Origin of the sequence: Caballeronia sp. INML1 (genome assembly GCF_023631085.1) — a bacterium.
Taxonomy (GTDB): domain Bacteria; phylum Pseudomonadota; class Gammaproteobacteria; order Burkholderiales; family Burkholderiaceae; genus Caballeronia; species Caballeronia turbans.
In genome coordinates this window covers 1-18,293 of record NZ_JALQDT010000081.1, presented here as the reverse complement: position 1 = coordinate 18,293, position 18,293 = coordinate 1, and the positions used below count along the sequence as shown (strand labels likewise).

At 60.6% G+C, this 18,293-nt stretch carries 19 protein-coding genes and 1 pseudogene; 2 read left to right on the top strand and 18 right to left on the bottom strand.

Going from position 1 to position 18,293, the window contains the following annotated elements; genetic code table 11:
- Nucleotides 1–76 precede the first annotated feature (76 nt).
- Nucleotides 77–424, bottom strand: coding sequence for a hypothetical protein (locus tag NCR38_RS32715; RefSeq protein WP_250478426.1), 348 nt, complete (start codon nt 422–424; stop codon nt 77–79).
- Between the two features lie 65 nt (nt 425–489).
- On the opposite strand from NCR38_RS32715, the pseudogene NCR38_RS32710 reads away from it, so the two are divergent.
- Together NCR38_RS32710 and NCR38_RS32705 are read left to right on the top strand one after the other, a co-directional pair.
- Nucleotides 490–1,380, top strand: a pseudogene (locus tag NCR38_RS32710) (IS3 family transposase); the annotation flags it as partial.
- Entirely contained in the window at nt 1,377–1,808 is a 432-nt protein-coding gene (locus tag NCR38_RS32705; protein ID WP_311394690.1) for a LysR substrate-binding domain-containing protein, read from the top strand. The pseudogene NCR38_RS32710 and the gene NCR38_RS32705, both read left to right, overlap by 4 nt.
- A 250-nt stretch (nt 1,809–2,058) precedes the next feature.
- Here NCR38_RS32705 and NCR38_RS32700 read toward each other — a convergent pair whose 3' ends face one another.
- The 17 genes from NCR38_RS32700 to NCR38_RS32620 all read right to left on the bottom strand — a co-directional run.
- Nucleotides 2,059–3,066 carry a D-2-hydroxyacid dehydrogenase gene (locus NCR38_RS32700; protein ID WP_250478424.1) on the bottom strand — a complete coding sequence of 336 codons (1,008 nt, stop codon included), beginning with the start codon at nt 3,064–3,066 and terminating at the stop codon, nt 2,059–2,061.
- Nucleotides 3,067–3,079: 13 nt separating this feature from the next.
- A complete protein-coding gene (locus tag NCR38_RS32695; protein ID WP_061121849.1) occupies nt 3,080–3,583 on the bottom strand; it encodes an aromatic-ring-hydroxylating dioxygenase subunit beta in 504 nt (167 codons plus the stop codon).
- Nucleotides 3,576–4,850 (bottom strand): aromatic ring-hydroxylating dioxygenase subunit alpha, encoded by a 1,275-nt coding sequence (locus tag NCR38_RS32690; RefSeq protein WP_061121848.1) that lies wholly within the window; start codon nt 4,848–4,850, stop codon nt 3,576–3,578. The genes NCR38_RS32695 and NCR38_RS32690 overlap by 8 nt, the downstream gene beginning before the upstream one ends.
- A 73-nt stretch (nt 4,851–4,923) precedes the next feature.
- Entirely contained in the window at nt 4,924–5,919 is a 996-nt protein-coding gene (locus NCR38_RS32685; protein ID WP_061121847.1) for an ABC transporter substrate-binding protein, read from the bottom strand.
- A 142-nt stretch (nt 5,920–6,061) separates the two neighbouring features.
- Entirely contained in the window at nt 6,062–6,790 is a 729-nt protein-coding gene (locus tag NCR38_RS32680; RefSeq protein ID WP_061121846.1) for a GntR family transcriptional regulator, read from the bottom strand.
- Nucleotides 6,791–6,936: 146 nt separating this feature from the next.
- The gene (locus NCR38_RS32675; protein ID WP_250478422.1) at nt 6,937–7,524 is read right to left on the bottom strand and encodes a UbiX family flavin prenyltransferase; all 588 of its coding nucleotides are present in this window, start codon (nt 7,522–7,524) and stop codon (nt 6,937–6,939) included.
- A 52-nt stretch (nt 7,525–7,576) separates the two neighbouring features.
- Nucleotides 7,577–8,581, bottom strand: coding sequence for an ABC transporter substrate-binding protein (locus NCR38_RS32670; RefSeq protein ID WP_061121844.1), 1,005 nt, complete (start codon nt 8,579–8,581; stop codon nt 7,577–7,579).
- A gap of 71 nt (nt 8,582–8,652) precedes the next feature.
- Entirely contained in the window at nt 8,653–10,248 is a 1,596-nt protein-coding gene (locus NCR38_RS32665) for a UbiD family decarboxylase (protein ID WP_250478421.1), read from the bottom strand.
- A gap of 38 nt (nt 10,249–10,286) precedes the next feature.
- Nucleotides 10,287–11,822, bottom strand: coding sequence for a class I adenylate-forming enzyme family protein (locus NCR38_RS32660; RefSeq protein WP_061121842.1), 1,536 nt, complete (start codon nt 11,820–11,822; stop codon nt 10,287–10,289).
- A complete protein-coding gene (locus NCR38_RS32655) occupies nt 11,809–12,705 on the bottom strand; it encodes a VOC family protein (RefSeq protein ID WP_284503727.1) in 897 nt (298 codons plus the stop codon). The genes NCR38_RS32660 and NCR38_RS32655 overlap by 14 nt, the downstream gene beginning before the upstream one ends.
- The gene (locus NCR38_RS32650; RefSeq protein WP_061121840.1) at nt 12,705–13,139 is read right to left on the bottom strand and encodes a PaaI family thioesterase; all 435 of its coding nucleotides are present in this window, start codon (nt 13,137–13,139) and stop codon (nt 12,705–12,707) included. The genes NCR38_RS32655 and NCR38_RS32650 overlap by 1 nt, the downstream gene beginning before the upstream one ends.
- A gap of 16 nt (nt 13,140–13,155) precedes the next feature.
- The gene (locus NCR38_RS32645) at nt 13,156–14,169 is read right to left on the bottom strand and encodes a zinc-binding dehydrogenase (protein WP_061121839.1); all 1,014 of its coding nucleotides are present in this window, start codon (nt 14,167–14,169) and stop codon (nt 13,156–13,158) included.
- 107 nt (nt 14,170–14,276) lie between these two features.
- Nucleotides 14,277–15,086 (bottom strand): ABC transporter permease, encoded by an 810-nt coding sequence (locus NCR38_RS32640; protein WP_061121838.1) that lies wholly within the window; start codon nt 15,084–15,086, stop codon nt 14,277–14,279.
- 10 nt (nt 15,087–15,096) lie between these two features.
- Nucleotides 15,097–15,876: an ABC transporter ATP-binding protein gene (locus NCR38_RS32635; protein ID WP_061121837.1), complete on the bottom strand. Its 780-nt coding sequence runs from the start codon at nt 15,874–15,876 to the stop codon at nt 15,097–15,099.
- Complete coding sequence (locus NCR38_RS32630) at nt 15,873–16,616, bottom strand: GntR family transcriptional regulator (RefSeq protein ID WP_250478420.1); 744 nt, start codon at nt 16,614–16,616, stop codon at nt 15,873–15,875. Before NCR38_RS32630 ends, NCR38_RS32635 begins: the two co-directional genes overlap by 4 nt.
- Before the next feature lie 191 nt (nt 16,617–16,807).
- Nucleotides 16,808–17,857 (bottom strand): porin, encoded by a 1,050-nt coding sequence (locus NCR38_RS32625; RefSeq protein WP_250478419.1) that lies wholly within the window; start codon nt 17,855–17,857, stop codon nt 16,808–16,810.
- A gap of 221 nt (nt 17,858–18,078) precedes the next feature.
- The coding region (locus NCR38_RS32620; protein ID WP_250478418.1) for a hypothetical protein at nt 18,079–18,293 on the bottom strand (215 nt) is incomplete at its 5' end.

The window sequence follows — 18,293 nt, the reverse complement described above, 5'->3', positions numbered from 1 at the left end:
AACGGCTGCCTCGCGGCGAGGTTGAGGGCGCAGACCGCTATCCAATTTCCAGCAGTGCCCGCGAACTCTCATGCAATTAAAACAGATGGGTTACCAAATCGCCCACACTGTTCAGCGGAACAGTTTGTTCCAGCACCACGCGATTGGCGGCCTCCCTATCCTTCAGATGCTCCGGGACGAACGGGATTGGATAAGCGCGCAGTTGAGACTGGCTGCGGTTGCAGTCGGTCGCACGAATACCGCACTCGGCGCTTTCTACAGGCGCCTTGCAACCAGAATTGGCAAGGCTAAAGCTGTCACAGCGACGGCGCGCAAAATTGCTGTTCTCTTTTACAACACCATGCGCTTCGGCATGCAGTACAAAGACCCTGGTGCCGACCATTACGAAAGCCAGTACCGGGAGCGTGTGATCAAACAGCTTCATCGCCGTGCTGCAGAGTTCGGATACATCCTGCACGAGGCTACGCCGAAAGGTGTTTCTTAGGAAGCGACGGCGTACTTCGTAAAGGGGTCGCGGTGAAGTACGCATGGATCGACGAGCACCGCGACCAGTACAGCGTTACTCGGCTGTGTCACATCTTGATGGTTTCGCGCAGCGGATATTGCCAGTGGCGTAATCGCGGGCCAAGTCAGCGAGCGCAGGCCAACGCCGCGCTTGATCGGGCGGTCGCAGCGATTCACCGCGCCAATCGCGGCAGCTACAGCCGTCCTCGGATCGTGAAGCAATTAAGGATGCAAGGCCAGCCGGCGAGCGCCGAACGTGTACGCCGTAGTCTGCAACGCCTAGGGCTGCGGCCGGTCTATAAACGCCCGTATCGGGTGACGACGGATTCGACACACCGCTCACCGGTAGCGCCCAACCTGCTTGATCGTCGTTTTGACGGCTGGCAGCCCGATCAGGCTTGGGTCAGCGACATCACGTTCATCAGGACCGGCGAAGGTTGGCTATACCTAGCTGCCATTCTGGATTTGGCAAGCCGACGCATCGTAGGCTGGTCAATGTCAGAGCGCATCAACGCGGAACTGGTCTCCCAGGCACTGCGCAGTGCGTGCTGGCACCGTAAGCCCCCGCCAGGGTTGTTGTTACATTCCGATCGCGGAAGTCAATATGCAAGTCGGGCGTACCGAAAACTGGCCGCTGACTTCAAGATGAACGTTTCGATGAGCCGTCGCGCTAGCGCATGGGACAACGCGCCGATGGAAAGCTTCTTCAAAACGCTTAAGGTCGAGAGGATTTATCGGGTTCACTACGAAACGCGCGCTCAGGCCCGTCTGGATATCGTCGACTGGATCGAGGGCTACCACAATCGAGAACGCCTGCACACCTCTATCGATTTCTGCACTCCAGTCGACTACGAGGCTAGGTTGATCGCTGCATGATTTGCTGTACGTGGAAACGAGGCAGGGTCACCGAACCGATGGTGCTGGTAGTGAACCGCGACATCGCCGATAACGACCCGCAGCGCATCTTGCGCGCGCACGGCTTTCTGCGCTTCGACCGGCGCGTGCGCACGGGGCAGGTGGTCGAGCAGGCGCTGGAGAAAGCGGGCTTGATGGTCAACGAGTATCTCGAACTGAATTCGATCGAGACGATTGCCGCGCTGGTGCGCGAGAAAGTAGGCGTCGCGGTGCTGCCGCTGCTGATACGCGACAACTGGCTGAACGACCCGCTGCTGCGCGTGATCCCGATTTCGAGTCCGCCGACGCTGCGCACGGTCGGCATGGTGCAGCGAGCTTCGGATGACAGAAAAGCGCTGATGCGCGAAATCGTCGATACGTTGCAGGCGATGCCGCGCGATCGTTCGTGACGAGGTTGTTGTCGGGCCGTTGCATGCCATCAGCTGACGCGGGGGCGTTGTCACGTTCGCGGGCTGGTTAGATCCCGTAGGCTGAGCTTCTAGCGCAGGTACCAGCGAACATCTCGAGACTCTTCAGCTTGGTCATCGCGGGTCATCAGTCCGTTTTGCTCCGACAACTTTAACCGATTCGCCGACCCTATTTGCACCGGAGCCTCGCTCAGCTGGGTCGGTCACCCTTGATCGCGTCCCATCTGCTGGCTCAATAACCGCGGGTACGATCGACGATATTCGCGAGCGGTTCGCCGCGCAGGAATCGCGCGAAATTGCCAAACCAGAGTTCGAGCACCCGCAGGTTGTAATCGGGCGCGTCGCACGAAATGTGCGGCGTGACGACGAGTCCCGGCACGTCCCACGCCACATGGTCAGCCGGTAACGGTTCGGGATCGAATACGTCGAGCAGCGCGCCGCCGCACTCTCCGGAACGCAATCGCTCGAACAACGCCGCATGGTCGATCAGCGCCGCGCGCGAAAGGTTAACGACGCCCGCACCGGGCCGTATGCGCGCGAGGCGCGCGGCGGAAAGCAACTCGCGTGTCTCCGGTGTGAGCGGCGCCGTAATAACGACGAAGTCGGCCTGAGGCAGCCAGTCGTCGAGTGCGGAGATCGTTGCGAGTACATCGACTGCTTCCACCGCCCGCGCCGGTGCCGCGCCACTCCGATTCAGTGCAATGACTCGCAAGCCGAGCGCGCGCGCCGCGCGGCTCGCTGCCGTGCCCAGATCGCCGAAGCCGATTATCAGCGCCGTCTTGCCTCGAATGGATGTGGTCAGCCGGGCGTCCCAGCGATGCTCCCGCTGCGCCTGCAACACGGCCGGCATTTGCGCATTCAGGATCAGCAACGCCATTTGCGTGTATTCGGCCGCCTTGTCGCTATGAATGCCGCTACTGTTCGTCAGCGTCAGGTCGCGGCGCAGACGATCGAGCGGCATCAACTGATCGACGCCGGCACCTGTCGTGTGAATCCAGCGCAGACGCGGCGCGTCGTTCACCACCTCATGCGGGAATCTCGACGCCAGCAGGAAGTCGACTCCGTCGAGCGGACGCGCGAACCGCTCGCCGTCCCAGCCGAACGTCACGTCGATTTGCTGTGCGAGATCGGGATGCCGCGCGCAGGCGACCTGCCACACGGCTTCGTGAAGATGAAAGGCTGGCGACTGACACCGCTGGCTTTCGAGGTGCAGCCGGTAACGGCGGGCAGGTTCGGTCATCCGGGCAGCATCCTTACAGAGGGAGCGCAACGAGCGTGTCGTAGCGGCACGAATCCGTGACGACCGTGCGCTCACGCAGCAACGCGCGGCCGCCCTCGACAACGATCTGATCGATATAACGTCCGACGCTGAACACAACCATGCCGCCTTCATAGCCGGTTCGCACGACCATGTAGCTGGTTTCGCAACCGATCAGCCCGTCTTCGACGCTGACGACTTCGGTCGGTCCAAGTACATGACGGTAGACATGTGGCTCGAACACATTAACCGACTGGATCGAACTGACTCGATCCAGCAGCATGCCGCGCGTGTTGCAGAACCAGATGCCGAAATCGCGGCCCGCTTCGAAATCGGTGCGCGTGAGAATGCGGTAAGTACAATCTTCGGTGAAGAACTCCGGCCAGCGGTCGAAATCGCCATTGTCGATCGAACTGCAATAGTGAGCCATCAGGCGCGCGATACTCGCGCCCGTCTGGGTGCCGACCTCCAGGTCAGAGTAGCGCGTCGTGCTAGACATCCATCAGTTCTCTATAGAATTTCCAGAAACCGCGTACCGAGGTTTCGGTCGCCCGGGTCGCCATCGGGCCTGTGCCCTTGCCGCCCATCTCGATCACGGCAGCGTCGTCAAGATCGCCGCGAATACCCTTTTCGACGAACGCGCCAATCGTGCCGTCTTCCATCGACACAAGACCCGCGGGCCCGACGAGATTGCTCTGCTTGCGCCGGATGAGCGTCTGCTCCGGCGTGTCTTCCTCGAAGCCGAGCACGGTCCAGATCAGTTCGCATCGATCAACGCCGAGCGGCACCACCTGCCGCACGCCGATGGAATTCATGATCTGATGCAGCACGAAGCCCGGAAAAATGCTCTGGATCGCATTGGTGATCTGATCGGGATACTCCATCCACTGATCGATCAACGAAGGATCCTTCAGGCCGAAATCGTCGCGCATTGCACGAATCACGCCGGAGTCGTATGCCTGATCGCCAATGTCGGTATAGCGCTTCGTAAAGGTGATGTGATGCCGGCTATCTTCATCCTGCAACGTACCGCCTTCCGCGGACAGCCGGTTGATCTTGAAGGTCGAGAAAAACGCATGCAGCAGGCTCGGGTGATAGTTGTCGCGGCTATTCTCGACATAGAGCTTCCAGTTGTTGTGCATCACCTGACTATAGCGGCCAAGTATCTTTACCCGCCTATATAGCGTGCGCTCCATGTGCCGCACCATTGTCGGTCCGAGATAGTCCTTCAATGCAGGGGCTTCTTCGGAAAACGAACCGAACACGAGACCGCGGATGGTCTCCACGCGCAGCTTCGTCAGACGGAACTTCGATTTGTCGAAATCCTCGGGCATACCGCCTTTGCCTTGCACGCCCTTCTCGAACGCGACGCTCGTCAGTTCGCCGTCGAAGTTGTAAACCCAGTTATGGTAAGGGCAAACGAAGTTCGGACGCTTGCGGTGCCCCTGCGCTTCGTAGCAAAGCACCGAGCCCTTGTGCACGCACTTGTTCACGAGCGCACCAATGATGCCGTCCTGCTGGCGCACGACAATTACCGACGTATGGCCGACCTTGGTCGTGATGTAATCACCCGCGTTTGGAATCTCGATGTCGAGGCAGAGGAAACTCCATGTGAGCCCGCGAAACACGGCATCCTGTTCGCGCTCGTAGGTTGCCGCGTCGGAGAATACACGTAGCGGCACACGTGTAATGCCCTCTTCCGGCCAGCGGATCCGGCTAGTGGGAAATCCAATGGTCGCGACCGCACCGTCGCACTTTTCCGTCATAATGCTGCTCCGTTGATGAAGGCCCGTACACCACGGCGGCGGCTGTGGCCACTGGCCGACCCCCGATATCGGCTCATTTGACTGCTTCCGAGTCGAGATATGGCTTCTGATAGAAAAGATCCGCGGGAAGCTCGCCTTTCAGCGTGCCGGCGGCCTTGAAAACTTCGAACGTGCGTTTCAGTGTGCCGATGTCGCCCGATTTGAACGAGACCGTATTCATGGTCGTCCAGTGGTCGCCGTAGAAACGCGCGCCCTCGTCGCTCATGTTGCCGGCCTTCTTGAGTATCGCCACGACAGCGTCGGGATTGGCCGCGCCGAAGGCCAGCGCCTGGCGCATCGCCGCGAGCACCTTCGCAGCATCAGCCGGGTTGTCTTTGAGCCACTCGATGCGCATCACGGCGACACCGATATAGGGCGGTGTGCTCGCTTGCGTCATCTGTTTCCATTGATCGGACAAAGTTGTGATGACGCGGACTTTCTGCGCACTGTCCGGCACCTGCGCCACCGTGGTGGGACGCATGACGGCGGCGTCGACGTTCTTCTGAACGAGGAACTGCGCAAGACGCGGCTCGTCGCCCGCAACCAGGCGATAGTCGGCAAGCTTGAGCCCGTAATTGCCGTCGAGCACGGCGGTGCCGACGCCAGTGGTCGCACTGCCGATGGGCGACATGCCGACTTTCTTGCCGCGCAGTTCACCCGCCGAGTGGATCGGCGAATCCGCGAGCACGACGATTTCCGCATCGACAATCTGCGTAGCGGCCACCATCCTGACCGGCACACCCTGCTGGCTCAAGCTGAATGCTCCCGCGAGGCTGGTGCCGAATGCCAGGTCGATCGCGTTCGAAGCCAGCGCGGTAGTCGGTCCGTTCACGTCCGGAAAATGGAGGAACTGCACCTGCAGTCCCTGTTTCTCGAAGAACTTCTGCGCTTCGAGCACGGCACCGAAACCAAGACTGGTGCCGCTGGTCCAGTAGCCCACGCGCAGCGGCGCCGCATACGCACTGGTAAGGCACGCGCCGGCTATTAAGAGTGCGCATGCTGCCTTTAGAACGGAACGAAATGATTTCATGGTGCTTTGCCTGAAGTAGCAACGCGGCCGGTATCCCCAGCGTCGTCTTTGAAGGATTACTAAATGTCCTTATCAAAACATAAAGCACGGCGCAACGATTCATCGAGAGATTCCGCCTGAAGCAAAGGCGGAATCCTCCGTATTACTTGCCGATCGCTACCAGCGGCGCGTGCTCAAAGTCCCGCTTCATGCTGCGTAGCACACGCTCCATCGTCATGTCGCGAAACTTTTCGATGTGCCGGCGCGTAATGCGCGCGCCCGACTTGCCGTCGCCTGCCGACAGCACCTCAACCAGTTGGCGGTGATCGTCGGCGATTTCCGGGCTGTCGTCTTCGTCGCTGAAACCGAGCGCCACCAGCCGCGCCATTTCGTCGAACAACACCGAGATGCTGCGCACCAGACGGTCGTTGCCCGATGCCATTGCGATCACCAGATGAAACTCCCGGTTCGCATCGAGGAAAAACCCGATCCGATTACCGTGATTCTTCGACGCCGTATTGCCGCGCGCGGCGCGATCGATCCGCATCAACGCCTTTGCGTCCACCTTGCCGGCCGCGAGCCGCGCCGCCTCGGGTTCGAGAATGAGCCGCAGCGCGAACACCTCCTCGACATCCTTCAGCGTGACCGGCACGACGACGTAGCCGTGTCGCGGCACCGAACGCACCAGCCCTTCGTGCGTGAGACGCGCAAGCGCCAGCCGGCACGTCGACTTGCCGACGCCATATTGCTCCATCAGCGCAGCCTCGGTCAGCATGCTGCCAGGTTTCAGCGAGCAGGACAGTATCGCCTGCCGCATAGCCAGATAAGTCGACTCTCCCAGCAACTTGCCCTCGGCCGTGGCGTTGCCCCCAGAAACTAACTTCCCTACCATGTTGCCCCCGTGCGCTCTATCCACGAATGGCTGCGTATTATGCTTACATCATTCTGTAGGCACCTCACCAACCTTAAATCATTCTAGGAGATGCATATAGGGAAGTAAACTGAACACAAAAAATGCACACCCTGTCGCACCATCTATCAGCCAGCAGTGCCGCTCCATCGGCGTACGGATCGTGATTCGATATCGAACAGGTCAAGCACGCGCCCGAGCGTATGATCGACCATCTGCTCGAGCGTTTCCGGCCGCGCGTAGAACGCCGGCACTGGCGGATAGACAATCGCGCCGGCGTCCGTGACGGCAGCGAAACTGCGGATATGACCGGCATGCAACGGCGTTTCGCGCACCATCAGCACAAGACGGCGACGTTCCTTGAGCATCACGTCCGCCGCTCGCGAAAGCAGCGAACTGGTGCATCCAGTGGCAACTTCCGAGAGCGTCTTGATCGAACAGGGCGCAACTATCATGCCGTCGACGCGAAACGAGCCGCTCGAAATCGCTGCACCGATGTCAGTGTTCGGGTAGTTGACGTCCGCGAGCGCCTGAAGATCGGCAATCCGCATCTGCGTCTCCTGCGCCAGCGTCACCTGCGCCGAACGGCTGACCACCAGGTGCGACTCCACCTCCAGGTCGCGTAACAGGCGAAGCAACCGCACACCGTAAATGACGCCCGACGCGCCGCTGATACCGACCACGAGGCGTCGCCGCGCTGCGGATGTGGATTTCATGCGATCCCTCCTTTATCGAGCGCAAACGAGCATGGCCGGCGTGCATGCGTCATCATGGCTTCTGACCCGTGATGATCTTCTTTGCCGCCTCGTACGGTCCGGTAACGAATACGTCGCTGGGAAGCGTTCCTTTAATCGCACCGCTCGCCGCGAAGATCTGCTGCTCGCGCTTGAGCGTGTCGATGTCAATCGGTTCGAAGGAAATGCTATTCAGTTCGGCCCAATGCGCCGCATAAATCCGAGCATCGTCTGCGGGCAGATTCGCGACTTTTTGCAGTATCGCCGCGACCTGGTCCGGATGCGCGTTGCCCCACACGATTGCATTGTGAATCGCGACTATCAGCCTGGCGACGGATTGCGGGTCGCGCTGGATCAACTCCGTGCGTGCTGCGGCCACGCCCAGATACGGCATCGCATTGGATTTCGTCAGTTTGTGCCATTCGTCCACCAGCGTGCCGAGACGCCGGGTCTTCACTTCCGTCAACTGCGCGACCGTAACCGAGCGCAGCGCTGCGGCGTCGACCTGGTGCTGCATGAGAAACTGCGCAAGGCGTGCCTCGTTGCCGGGCACCAGCGAATATTCGCTGGCATTGAAGCCATAATTTGCTTGCAACACCGCAGCCGTCATCAACGCAACCGAACTACCCGACGGCGACATGCCGATTTTCTTCCCACGCAATTGCGCGATCGACTGGATCCGCGAGTCGGCGGGCGTGACGAATGTGACATCGGCCGGCGCTGTCGCACCGAAAATCCTGATCGGCACGCCGCTCGCCGCGATGCTGAACGCGCTAGCGCCGGGCACGCTGAAGCTTATGTCGATCACATTGGCGGCGAGCCCGCTCGCAGGTGCGTTGACCTCGGCGAAGTGCATGAAATGCGCGTCGTCGATACCGGCCTTCTTCAGGAAATCGCCCGTTTCCAGCACGGCGCCGAGGCCGAGGCTCACGCCGCTCGTCCAGTAACCGATGCGCAGCGGCGCGGCCTGCGCAGAAAGTGCGAGCAGGAACATCGCGGCGGCAAACAGCACACGCTTTGCAAGAAGGTAGGGTTGCATCAGATCAGCTCATTAATGGGGTGAAGGGAACGCTGGCGGCCCGTGCAGCGCGTTGAACGATATCGCGGCAATCAGCGCCGCGTCGGCGGCACGGCGTCGAAGCTTGAACCACGTACGCAAAGCTTGCCTTCCGCGGTTTTCCACAACTGCTTGCGTTCATGCAGTTCGCCGAGCGCCCGAGCCAGTGTCCGGAAGTCGTATTTCGACAGCCGTTCGGCAAGCTCGGTGTAGTAAAGCGGCGCGGCGCCGAGGAGCGCGAGCGCTTCGGTTGCGGCGTCTTCCAGTTGTTCCGGCTCCGACACATGCACGGAGTCGGCCTTCCCGTCCACGTAGTCCGCGATCTTCGCCGTATCCGCGTAGGCATATGAAATACGTTCGTAGCGTTCGTGCGGAATGCCTTCCGAGATCGTTGCGTCCACGCCGACCTTGGCACCTGTCGGCACCATGCCCGGCGGCATGACCGGCAAGCTCGGGTCCAGCGGCTTCGCGCGCGCGCCAGGGATGACGATCAGATCGCGGTCGCCCTGCACGCGCGTCGCGATGGCCCATTCGACCTCCTCGCCGTTGAACACGTCGATGTCGTCGTCAACGACCACCACGTGTTTCAGATCCATCACCGAAAGCGCCGCCAGCAGTGCGTTCTTGCCCTCACCCGCCTGCTTTCGAATCGAAATGACCGCGTGCCAGAACGCGCGGCCGCCCAACGTCACGTTGATGTCCTTTACCTGCACGCCGGCCGTGCGCAGCGCGCTACGAATGGCCTGATAGCGCGTCGGCGCCGCCAGCCAGGTGTTTTCCCAAGGCATGTGCAACGAGTAATACATTGCATCGCGCCGATGCATGATCGCCTTGATGCGTACGTCCGGGTTCCAGTGAAGGCCGCCCATCAATGCGGTGAATTCCCCGAAGCGGCCTTCCGGCTGGGTCCATCCCGTCGGCAGAATTTCCGCTTCGATGACGATCTCCGAATCGGCGATGTACGGCAAGTCGACCGTTTCACACGGGGCCAATTCGACGGCTGCGCCGCGGATGCCGCCAGCGATCGCCATTTCGTCGACGCCGATCGGTGCGCGATAGCCGGCGCCCATGATTTCTACCGGATGGTTGCCGATCGAAATGGAGATCGGGCACGGGCGTCCCTGTTCGTAGGCACGCTGCGCGAACATGCGCATATTGTTCGGCGTCACGATGTCGATACCGCTCAGCGCCTTTTCCTTGACCATGAACCGGTAAATACCGCTGTTCAGGCCATGCTCCGGATCGCGCGATATCACGATGCCCGCGGTGATCATCGGGCCACCGTCGAAGATCGACGACATGGGCACAGGCAGGCGGAACAGATCGACATCGTCGCCCTTGTAGATCACTTCTTTCGTGGCCGAGGTGGCGACATATTTGGGCGCAATCGGGTTCTGGATGCCATGCGCCAGCATCTTCTCGATGTCGGAGTAGTTGTCGCAACCCATCGCCATCATCGCGCGTTCCTGCGTGCGGATAATGCCCGACAGCAGCGGCATATCGTAGCCGATCACGTTATGAAACAGCAGCGCCTTGTCGCTCTGGTCGACCAGCGTTCCCACATGGCGGATATCAACAGGCTGCCGGATATCTACCAGTTGCTGTGCCGCGCGCAGCCGTTCCAGGAACTCGCGGAAATTCTCGTTCATACTGAACTCCATGATGTTGAATGTCGTGTCGCTTTCACTTACGCGGTTTCGCTATCCTGTAGCGACGCAAGCGCTGTGGCTTTCAATACTGCGCGATCGATCTTGTTTGTGGACGCAAGCGGCAACGTGTCCACGAACCATACGCGCCGTGGGTGCTGATAAGCGGGGGCGTGCGTCAACGCGAACTGTTTGGCTTCCTCTTCGGTAAGCGACGCGCCTGCGCGCCGCACCACGAATGCCACCGGTTTGGTTCCCTTGATATCGTCAGCGACCGGCACCACGCATGCCTGGACGATATCCGGGTGCGTCTCCAGCATCTGCTCGACTTCACCGGGAAAAATGTTCTCGCCGCCGGACACGAACATGTCGTCCGCACGGCCGACGAACGCATAAAAGCCCTGGTCGTCGCGGTGAAATACGTCGCCCGTTATATAGAAGCTGTCTGCTGTCACCGGCAGAGGCAGGTCGGGCCGGTTGTGGTAACCGAGCATGACGGCGGGGCTTTTCACGGCCAGCACGCCGGTTGCAACACCTGTCGGCGGTGCGTCGAGCAACTTGACGCTGACTTCGGGATGCGGATATCCGACCGACAGCAACGGCGGTTCGATCCCTTGCGGATGTGGTCCGAACACGATCGGCCCGCCCTCGGTCGTGCCATAGACGTTAGTGAGCTTCGCATTCGGCAGTATCTCGCCGATCTGCGCAAGCAGACTCTCGCTGACGGGCGCCGAGCCCATCCGGATGAAGCGCACCGATGAGAGATCCGTGCGCGCAAGCAACTCCTTTTCGCGCAGCATCATCGCGATCATTGGCGGCACTGAGGTGAGCCACGTGACCCGATAGCGCTCGATCGCCGTGATGTACATGCGCGCGGTGAATTGCGGAAGCAGTATGACCGTACCGTGCCCGTACAACGACATCAGCACGAGCGTCAGCGCGTTCATGTGATACATCGGCGCGGCCACCAGAAAGCGATGCGCCGCCGGTGGCTGCGCACGCGCTCGCGTATGCGCCACCCACAGGTGGCTGCCGTGCGAGAGCATCACGCCCTTCGGCTTGCCGGTCGAGCCGGACGTATAAAGAAACATCGCCGGCATGTCGGGCGTGGGCACGAAAGTCTCGAACGGGCCAGGTTCGACGAACGAAGCGAAACTTTCCTCGCCCGTCGAATCGAATACGACTGTTGGCAGATCGTCCGGGCAGTCGGCAAGTCGCGCGGCGTCGCAAAACACCAGACGTGCACCACTATCGCGAATCACAAAAGTGGAGAGCGCGGGTGGAAACCTGAAGTTGACGGGCACAGCGACCATTCCCGCGCGCATGATGCCGAGCAGCGCCGCGACATATTCGGCGCGATTCGCCGCAAGAATGGCAACGCGCTCGCCGACTTTCAGACCGCGCCGCACCAGTGCACGCGCGACGCCGTCAGCCAGCGCGTCGAGTTCGCCGTAGGTCATGCGCGTTTCGTGCCACTCGCAACCCGTATCATCTGGTTCCCCAAGCGCGATCACTGCAAGCTTGCACGGATCGCCGTCGGCGTCGATCAGATCGCCGAGATTCTCAGGCGTGGGCATGTTCAACTGCTCCGATAAATTCAATGACAGTATTGAGTTCGCCTAACAGCACCACAACGGACGACGCGCCGCTCTGCGCATGGGTCGGCGCGATCAGCCGCACCACGCTCTCGTCGTGGGACGTGAGCGCGTCCAGACGTGCGTGCATCGCCGCAAGATCGCTTACCTCGACGACAATGGCGCCAAAATAGCTTTCGCGCCCTGCTGCGTGACATACGAGGTCGCCATAGCGCGTGCGATATGCCGCGCCATCGATAAAGTCCAGATCGAAATCACGCAACGCAATGCGCGAGTGGTGGAAGGACGGCGATGTGAGAACCGACTCGCCGGCAATCAGCGCATAGCGGCGCGCTTCGAGTTGCGGGTCGTCACTCACGATCACACATTCCTTCAGGCGTCGCGCGCCGTTCGGATGCTTCGTCCATTCGGCACGGAAGACCCATTCCGGCGTGAGGTGCTCGCAGAAATAAACGCGCCCGGCGGACAGTTCTTCGGCTGCGAGCCGGGTTGTCCGGAAACGGGCGATCTGCTCGACGCCTTTAATATCCACGGGCCGCGTGAACGACTGCGGTTCACTGGCACGCACGCCGGCGTCGATCAATCGCGCATAGGTTTCCTGCGCGTCGTCCGTCTTGAACACGAGACCGTCTACACCCAGACGGCTTTCGAGAATCTCGCGCCGCAACGTGGTGGCGCCGGGCGGCAGGCCGACCAGTTCGAGATAATGTCCATCGAACATCATCAGGTGATTGACCGAGCCAAGTGAGTGATAGCCGCGCGGGGTCAACGCGAAGCCGAGCAATTCGAAACACGACGCGGCGGCGTCGGTTTCGAACATCGCGTTCACGACGACATGGTCGAGCGTCGATGTCGCCGTGTTCATCATGCCTTCGGCGCGGGTGCGGGCGCGGTGGAATAGACGCCCCGGCCGCTTGCGAGCAGCGCGCCGGACTGGTCGTAAATATGCGCCTCCGCAACCGAAATCCCGCTACCGAACTTCACCACCTTACCGCGCGCGATGAGATCGCCGGGCATCGCCGCGCGGTGATAGTCGACGCGCAGATCGATCGTCGGTACGCCGCGGCCCGTTTTCGACACCAGCGCCCAGTCGGCCGTGAGGTCGACCAGCGCGGCAAGAATGCCGCCGTGCGTGTACCGGCGTTCGGGGTTCACGACCCACTCTTCGCGCCACGTCGCGGCGATTTCGATTGAGCCGTCGCCGACTTCGAGCACACGGAGACCGAGCCACTGGTGGTAAGGACCACGCGTAAGCATTGTCTGAACCTGCTCCGCGGTAAGTTGCTGGTTATCAGCCATTCGAGTCTCCGTACTTTTATGGGGTAACGACGATCTTGCCGAGCACTTCCCGATCGCGAATCATGCGCAGGCCTTCGGCTGCCTGTTCGAGCGGCAACACCTTGTCGATCTGCACGGCAATGTTCTTCGTACGGATCAATTCCATCAGCGCCGCGAGGTTGTCGTCATAAAAACTGTTCGAACCGATCACGCGAATCTCGAAGCTCCAGATGTAGCGAAGGTCTTCCTTGGGATCGTGACCCGCAGTCGCACCGCAGACGAGCAGGCTGCCGCCGCGTTTGATGCATTTGAGCGACGGTGCCCACGTATCGCCGCCGGTGAAATTGATCACGACGTCCGCACCGCCTTCATAGCTGCGGCGTTGCGGCTTGCCGTACTTCTCGATGACCCACTTCGAGAAATCGGTGTCGCGATAGTTGATGACGTGATCGGCGCCCATCGCCTTGAGCCGTTCAGCCTTGTCCGCACTGCCGGCGGCCGCGATCACTTCGGCACCCAGCATCTTGGCAAGCGTCACGCAGCCGGTTCCAACGCCGCCGCTCGCCCCCAGAATGACTACACGATCACCCGGCTTGATGGTGTTGTGCGTAACGAGCATCCGGTGCGCCGTACCGTAGGCGACCGGCAGCGACGCCGCTTCTTCGAACGTCACGCCTTCGGGCATTGCGATCAACTGGTCAGCGCTGACGAGGCAGTATTGCGCCATGCCGCCGTCGAGCATTTCGCCCATCAGGCCTTTCTTTTTGTTGAGCGGATTGACGAGTACCCGCGCGCCGACCGACCAGTTTTCGACGTTGTCTCCTACCTCCGTGATCTCTCCCGCCATATCCAGACCGATGACCACAGGCAGCGGCACCTTGATGCCCGGCATACCCTTCACCGTAAAGACGTCGTGATAGTTGAAAGACGACGCGCGCACGCGGATGACGACGTGACCCGGCACCGCCTTCGGTATCGGCATCTCGCCGACATGGAGTTTGTCGACGTCACCGTGTTCAGAGAGAATCAAAGCCTTCATCGTACTGCTCATATGTACTCCTATTTATGGGAAGCAAACGCGCTACGTCTTTGTAAATGTTCGACTATTTCAGCCACTTCGGCTCGCGGCGCGGCAGCAGTGCGCCGCGAGCCCGTTCCCTATGCCCGCTTCTTCCAGCGGAACAGGTGGTTTTCAAGCGGCTTGAGAATGCCGTACTCGAGCATCACCATCAGGACGACCATAGTGAGTGTCCATGCGAACACCTGATCGGTTTGAACAAGATCCGCCGCCTGACGCAGCCGGTAGCCGACGCCGTTCGAAGACCCGATCGTCTCCGCCACCAGCGACACCCGCCAGCCGAAACCGAACGCGAGGCGCGCACCGGAGAAGAAATGCGGCAGCACGGTGGGCAGATAGATCTTGGTCATCACCTTGCTGCGCGACATCTGAAAGCTGCGGGCAAGCTCCACATATTCGGCGTTGACGCTTTGCGCGCCCTGCCACACGTTCGTGAGAATCAGCGGCATCGCTTCCATGAACACGACGAAGATGGTCGTGCCGTTCGAGATGCCGAACCAGATCAACGCGAAGATGGCCCAGATCGCGGCGGATACCGTGTTGACGACCGACAGCACCGGCTCGCAGAAACTGCCGAGGCGCCGGTTCGCACCAAGCAGGATGCCGAGCGGCGTGCCCACTAGCGCGGCCAGAAGGAAGCCCGCGACGACGCGGTACAGCGTAATGCCAAGATCTTCGGCAAACGTGCCGGTGGCGATCAGGTCAAGCAGCGCGTTCCACGTTTTTCCCGGGCCAGGCAGAATGAAGGCAGGCACGCGTTGCGCCGCCAGCCACCACACCATCAGGAAGATGGCGAGCAGAGAAAGGCGTTGACCGGCGACTTTCGCAAGGCGCGTCAGGCGGCCGAACCGTGCGGGAAAAACAGAACTGGCGGTCGAAACAGAAGACATCGCAACGTCCTTAAATGAGGGCGCGCACGCGGCGCACCGTTTCCGCGACTTCGGCGGCGAGCGGGTCGCGCGGTCGCGGCAGGTCGATCATCAGCGCATCGCGCACGCGTCCCGGCCGTGGACGCAGGACAACCACCTTATCCGCGAGCACGATGGCTTCTTCCACGTCGTGTGTGACGAATACGACGGTCATCTTCAGCTGCTCGCGGATTCGCAGCAGTTCCGCGTGCATCTGCGAGCGCATCTGCGGGTCGAGCTTGGAAAACGGTTCGTCCATCAACAGGATGTACGGCTTCACGACCAGGCTGCGCGCAAGCGCCACCCGGCTGCGCATGCCGCCCGAGAGTTCGTGCGGGTAGGCGTGCTCGAATCCTTCAAGGCCGGTCATCTTCAGCGCGGCCAGCGCGCGTCCTCGCCGCCGTTCGGCGTTGAGCCAACCCGCTTCGAGACCGAATTCCGTGTTCGCCACGATCGTGCGCCAGGGCAGCAGGCGGTCCTCCTGGAACATGTAGCTGACGACGCGGGTATCGTGAGTCGGCTCGCCGGCCACTCCGTCGATCCGCACGTCGCCCTGATCCGCCTGTGCCAGTCCTGCGATGATGTTGAGCAACGTGCTCTTGCCGCATCCGGACGCGCCGACGATCGCCAGCACCGAACCCGAAGGCGCGGTCAGACTGATGTCTTCGAGCACCGCCAGCTTCCCGTAGTGCTTCGAAACGTGCTCCACTTCCACCGCGTTGCGTACCGTGGTTGCCTTCTCGAACATGGCCTGGGTAGTCACTGCGTTCATCGTGCGCCTCGCAGTGGGACGATCGGTGCGCCTGCATGCGCGTCGCGCAGGCTCGCCATTACCTTTTCCATCGTCATGTCGCGGAACGTCGCCACATGCCGGTGCGCGATCTGCTCGGCGCGCTTGCCGTCGCCGCTCGCGAGGGCGCTGATCATCGCGGTGTGGTCATGGCGGATCTCCGGCTTGGTGTTCTGCACGCCGAAGCCGAGCGACACGAGTCGCGCCATATCGTTGAGCAGGCCACCCAGCATGCGAACCAGCCGGCCATTGCCCGAACATTCGGCGATTGCCATGTGGAAAGCCGCATTCGCGTCCATGAAGATGCCAATCCGGCTGCCGATGCCAAGCGACGTATCGTCGTTGCGGCACGCGCGCTCCAGCCGGTTCAACAGGTCGATATCCGCCTTGCCCGCAGCGAGGCGCGCCGATAGCGGCTCAAGTTCAAGGCGAAGCGCAAACACTTCTTCGACATCCTTCAACGTAATCGGCGTTACCAGGTAGCCCTGACGCGGCACGATGCGCACAAAGCCTTCCTGCGCGAGACGCTGCAGCGCCACCCTGCAGGTTGCCTTGCCGATGCCGTAGCGTGCGGTTAGCGCGCTTTCCGTCAGCGTGGTGGCCGGTTCGATTAAGCAGGACAGAATGTCCTGACGGATCGCCGAACACGCCCGCTCACTGAGCAGTTTTGCTTCGTTCGAACAGTCGATCAATTCCACCGTCGGAGCTGCAGGATCTTCCACGACACCTCTCCTTCGTCTCGTAGGCTGCTCACAAGCATCTGCGTGGGCAGGTGATGAGTTAACTTAGAACGGCCATTAAAAAAATGCACGTAAAAAAAACGTGACTTCTGAGCTGTTCAGCGAATGTCACGGCGCTCCCGGTCCTCTCCCGCATGACATATCTGCATGGCGTTCACTGCGCCTTCGTGCCGTCAGAACGAATGCAGTATGCCGAGCTGCGCGCCAGTCACGCCTTCTCCGCGCGTCGGCGTATTCGGCGTGATGGGCCCGTTGGCGATCAGCGCATAGGTCGCGCCGTGGCGGTTCACGAGCCGTTCAAACGTTCCATAGACCAGCGTCCGCTTGCTGAAACTGTAGAACGCGCCAATGCTCACTTCTCCCGCGTTGTTATCCTGGCCTGAACTATCCTTCGCGTAGCCGACGCCGGCCGCGAGCCGTAGCGCCGGTGTGACGTTGTAGGTCGTCGATAGCGAATAGACGCTGTGATATTTGCCTTGGACATTGGTTGAAATATTCGAGCCGAGGTTGTTGCCCCGGTAATAGCCGAAGTAGCCCGTCACACTGCCGAACTGATAACTGCCGCCGGCGAACGTCGTCTTCGTATTGACTTTTCCGTTCGCGCCATTCTGTTCCGCGTGGCTGACGCCGAGATACAGCGGGCCACGCTGATAATCGATCGACCCGACGTAGGCATTCAACGCGTCATGCGGCGACGTCTGACCGCCCAGGCTCGCACCCGCGGAGAACGTGAATCCCGAGATGTTCGGCGACCAGTACGTGATCATGTTGTCGTAGCGGAACACGAACGTCGACGCGTTGTGAAGAAACGAGCCGTATGTACCGCCGGAGAATGCGTCGAACTTGCTGTGCATCAGCAGCAGCACCGAGTTCTGACGGCCGAAACGGAATTCACCATACGGCGTGCCGAGACCCACCCACGCACTGCGGCTGAAAGCGAGCGTGGAATCGGTCGCCGCTCCGGAGTTCGTGAGAATGCCGTTCTCGAGATCGAAGGTTGCACGCAGGCCGTCACCGAGATCTTCGCTTCCTCTGATCCCTACGCGGCTTGCCGACAGACCGCCGCTCTGCATCGCGGTCTGCGCGCCCTTGCCGCCTGCGTTCGTATAACCCAGGTACGTATCGAGAATGCCGTACAGCGTCACCTCGGCCCGGGCCGGCGTCACTGTCACGGTGCCGAGTGCAACGAGTGCTGCAGAACAAGCCAAAGCCATCTTGCGCATTTCAGATTCCCGTTTCGGTAAATGGTTTATGTCGCATTACTAATAATCTCACTGTGAACCGCTTTACCGATTTATTTCCTCGACGAGGTGTGCAACAAATTTTTTGTGAGGTGCTCACGAACAATCAGTAAGCGTTCGACGGTTGACTTTAGATCGACAAAAAAGAGAAGCACAACAAATATTTCTGGGCATCTCAAGCGTGAGATGCTTACGCGCGGGTCTCACATTTGTCTTCCAAAATCCGTTTTTTGCGCGGTGTCGGGAGCGCAGGTTGCTGCTGTGCGTATTTCGGCGAACGTGACCGCCGATTTCGGGAACGTGACCGATTCGGCAAGGTCGGGCGTTGCGCGGTATCGATTGTGAAGCGCACCGGGTTTTCCGGAGACCTTTACTCCTGAGAGAATAGAGTCATGGAAAACCTCGAAAAAGCAAAACG

What these genes read in the sequence shown, in the direction of transcription:
- NCR38_RS32625 (WP_250478419.1), bottom strand. Translation starts at nt 17,857, where the DNA reads ATGCGCAAGATGGCTTTGGCTTGTTCTGCAGCACTCGTTGCACTCGGC.
- NCR38_RS32650 (WP_061121840.1), bottom strand. Translation starts at nt 13,139, where the DNA reads ATGGCTGATAACCAGCAACTTACCGCGGAGCAGGTTCAGACAATGCTT.
- NCR38_RS32670 (WP_061121844.1), bottom strand. Translation starts at nt 8,581, where the DNA reads ATGCAACCCTACCTTCTTGCAAAGCGTGTGCTGTTTGCCGCCGCGATG.
- NCR38_RS32665 (WP_250478421.1), bottom strand. Translation starts at nt 10,248, where the DNA reads ATGAACGAGAATTTCCGCGAGTTCCTGGAACGGCTGCGCGCGGCACAG.
- NCR38_RS32705 (WP_311394690.1), top strand. Translation starts at nt 1,377, where the DNA reads ATGATTTGCTGTACGTGGAAACGAGGCAGGGTCACCGAACCGATGGTG.
- NCR38_RS32645 (WP_061121839.1), bottom strand. Translation starts at nt 14,169, where the DNA reads ATGAGCAGTACGATGAAGGCTTTGATTCTCTCTGAACACGGTGACGTC.
- NCR38_RS32690 (WP_061121848.1), bottom strand. Translation starts at nt 4,850, where the DNA reads ATGACGGAAAAGTGCGACGGTGCGGTCGCGACCATTGGATTTCCCACT.
- NCR38_RS32675 (WP_250478422.1), bottom strand. Translation starts at nt 7,524, where the DNA reads ATGAAATCCACATCCGCAGCGCGGCGACGCCTCGTGGTCGGTATCAGC.
- NCR38_RS32680 (WP_061121846.1), bottom strand. Translation starts at nt 6,790, where the DNA reads ATGGTAGGGAAGTTAGTTTCTGGGGGCAACGCCACGGCCGAGGGCAAG.
- NCR38_RS32635 (WP_061121837.1), bottom strand. Translation starts at nt 15,876, where the DNA reads ATGAACGCAGTGACTACCCAGGCCATGTTCGAGAAGGCAACCACGGTA.
- NCR38_RS32685 (WP_061121847.1), bottom strand. Translation starts at nt 5,919, where the DNA reads ATGAAATCATTTCGTTCCGTTCTAAAGGCAGCATGCGCACTCTTAATA.
- NCR38_RS32715 (WP_250478426.1), bottom strand. Translation starts at nt 424, where the DNA reads ATGAAGCTGTTTGATCACACGCTCCCGGTACTGGCTTTCGTAATGGTC.
- NCR38_RS32655 (WP_284503727.1), bottom strand. Translation starts at nt 12,705, where the DNA reads ATGAACACGGCGACATCGACGCTCGACCATGTCGTCGTGAACGCGATG.
- NCR38_RS32700 (WP_250478424.1), bottom strand. Translation starts at nt 3,066, where the DNA reads ATGACCGAACCTGCCCGCCGTTACCGGCTGCACCTCGAAAGCCAGCGG.
- NCR38_RS32695 (WP_061121849.1), bottom strand. Translation starts at nt 3,583, where the DNA reads ATGTCTAGCACGACGCGCTACTCTGACCTGGAGGTCGGCACCCAGACG.
- NCR38_RS32640 (WP_061121838.1), bottom strand. Translation starts at nt 15,086, where the DNA reads ATGTCTTCTGTTTCGACCGCCAGTTCTGTTTTTCCCGCACGGTTCGGC.
- NCR38_RS32660 (WP_061121842.1), bottom strand. Translation starts at nt 11,822, where the DNA reads ATGCCCACGCCTGAGAATCTCGGCGATCTGATCGACGCCGACGGCGAT.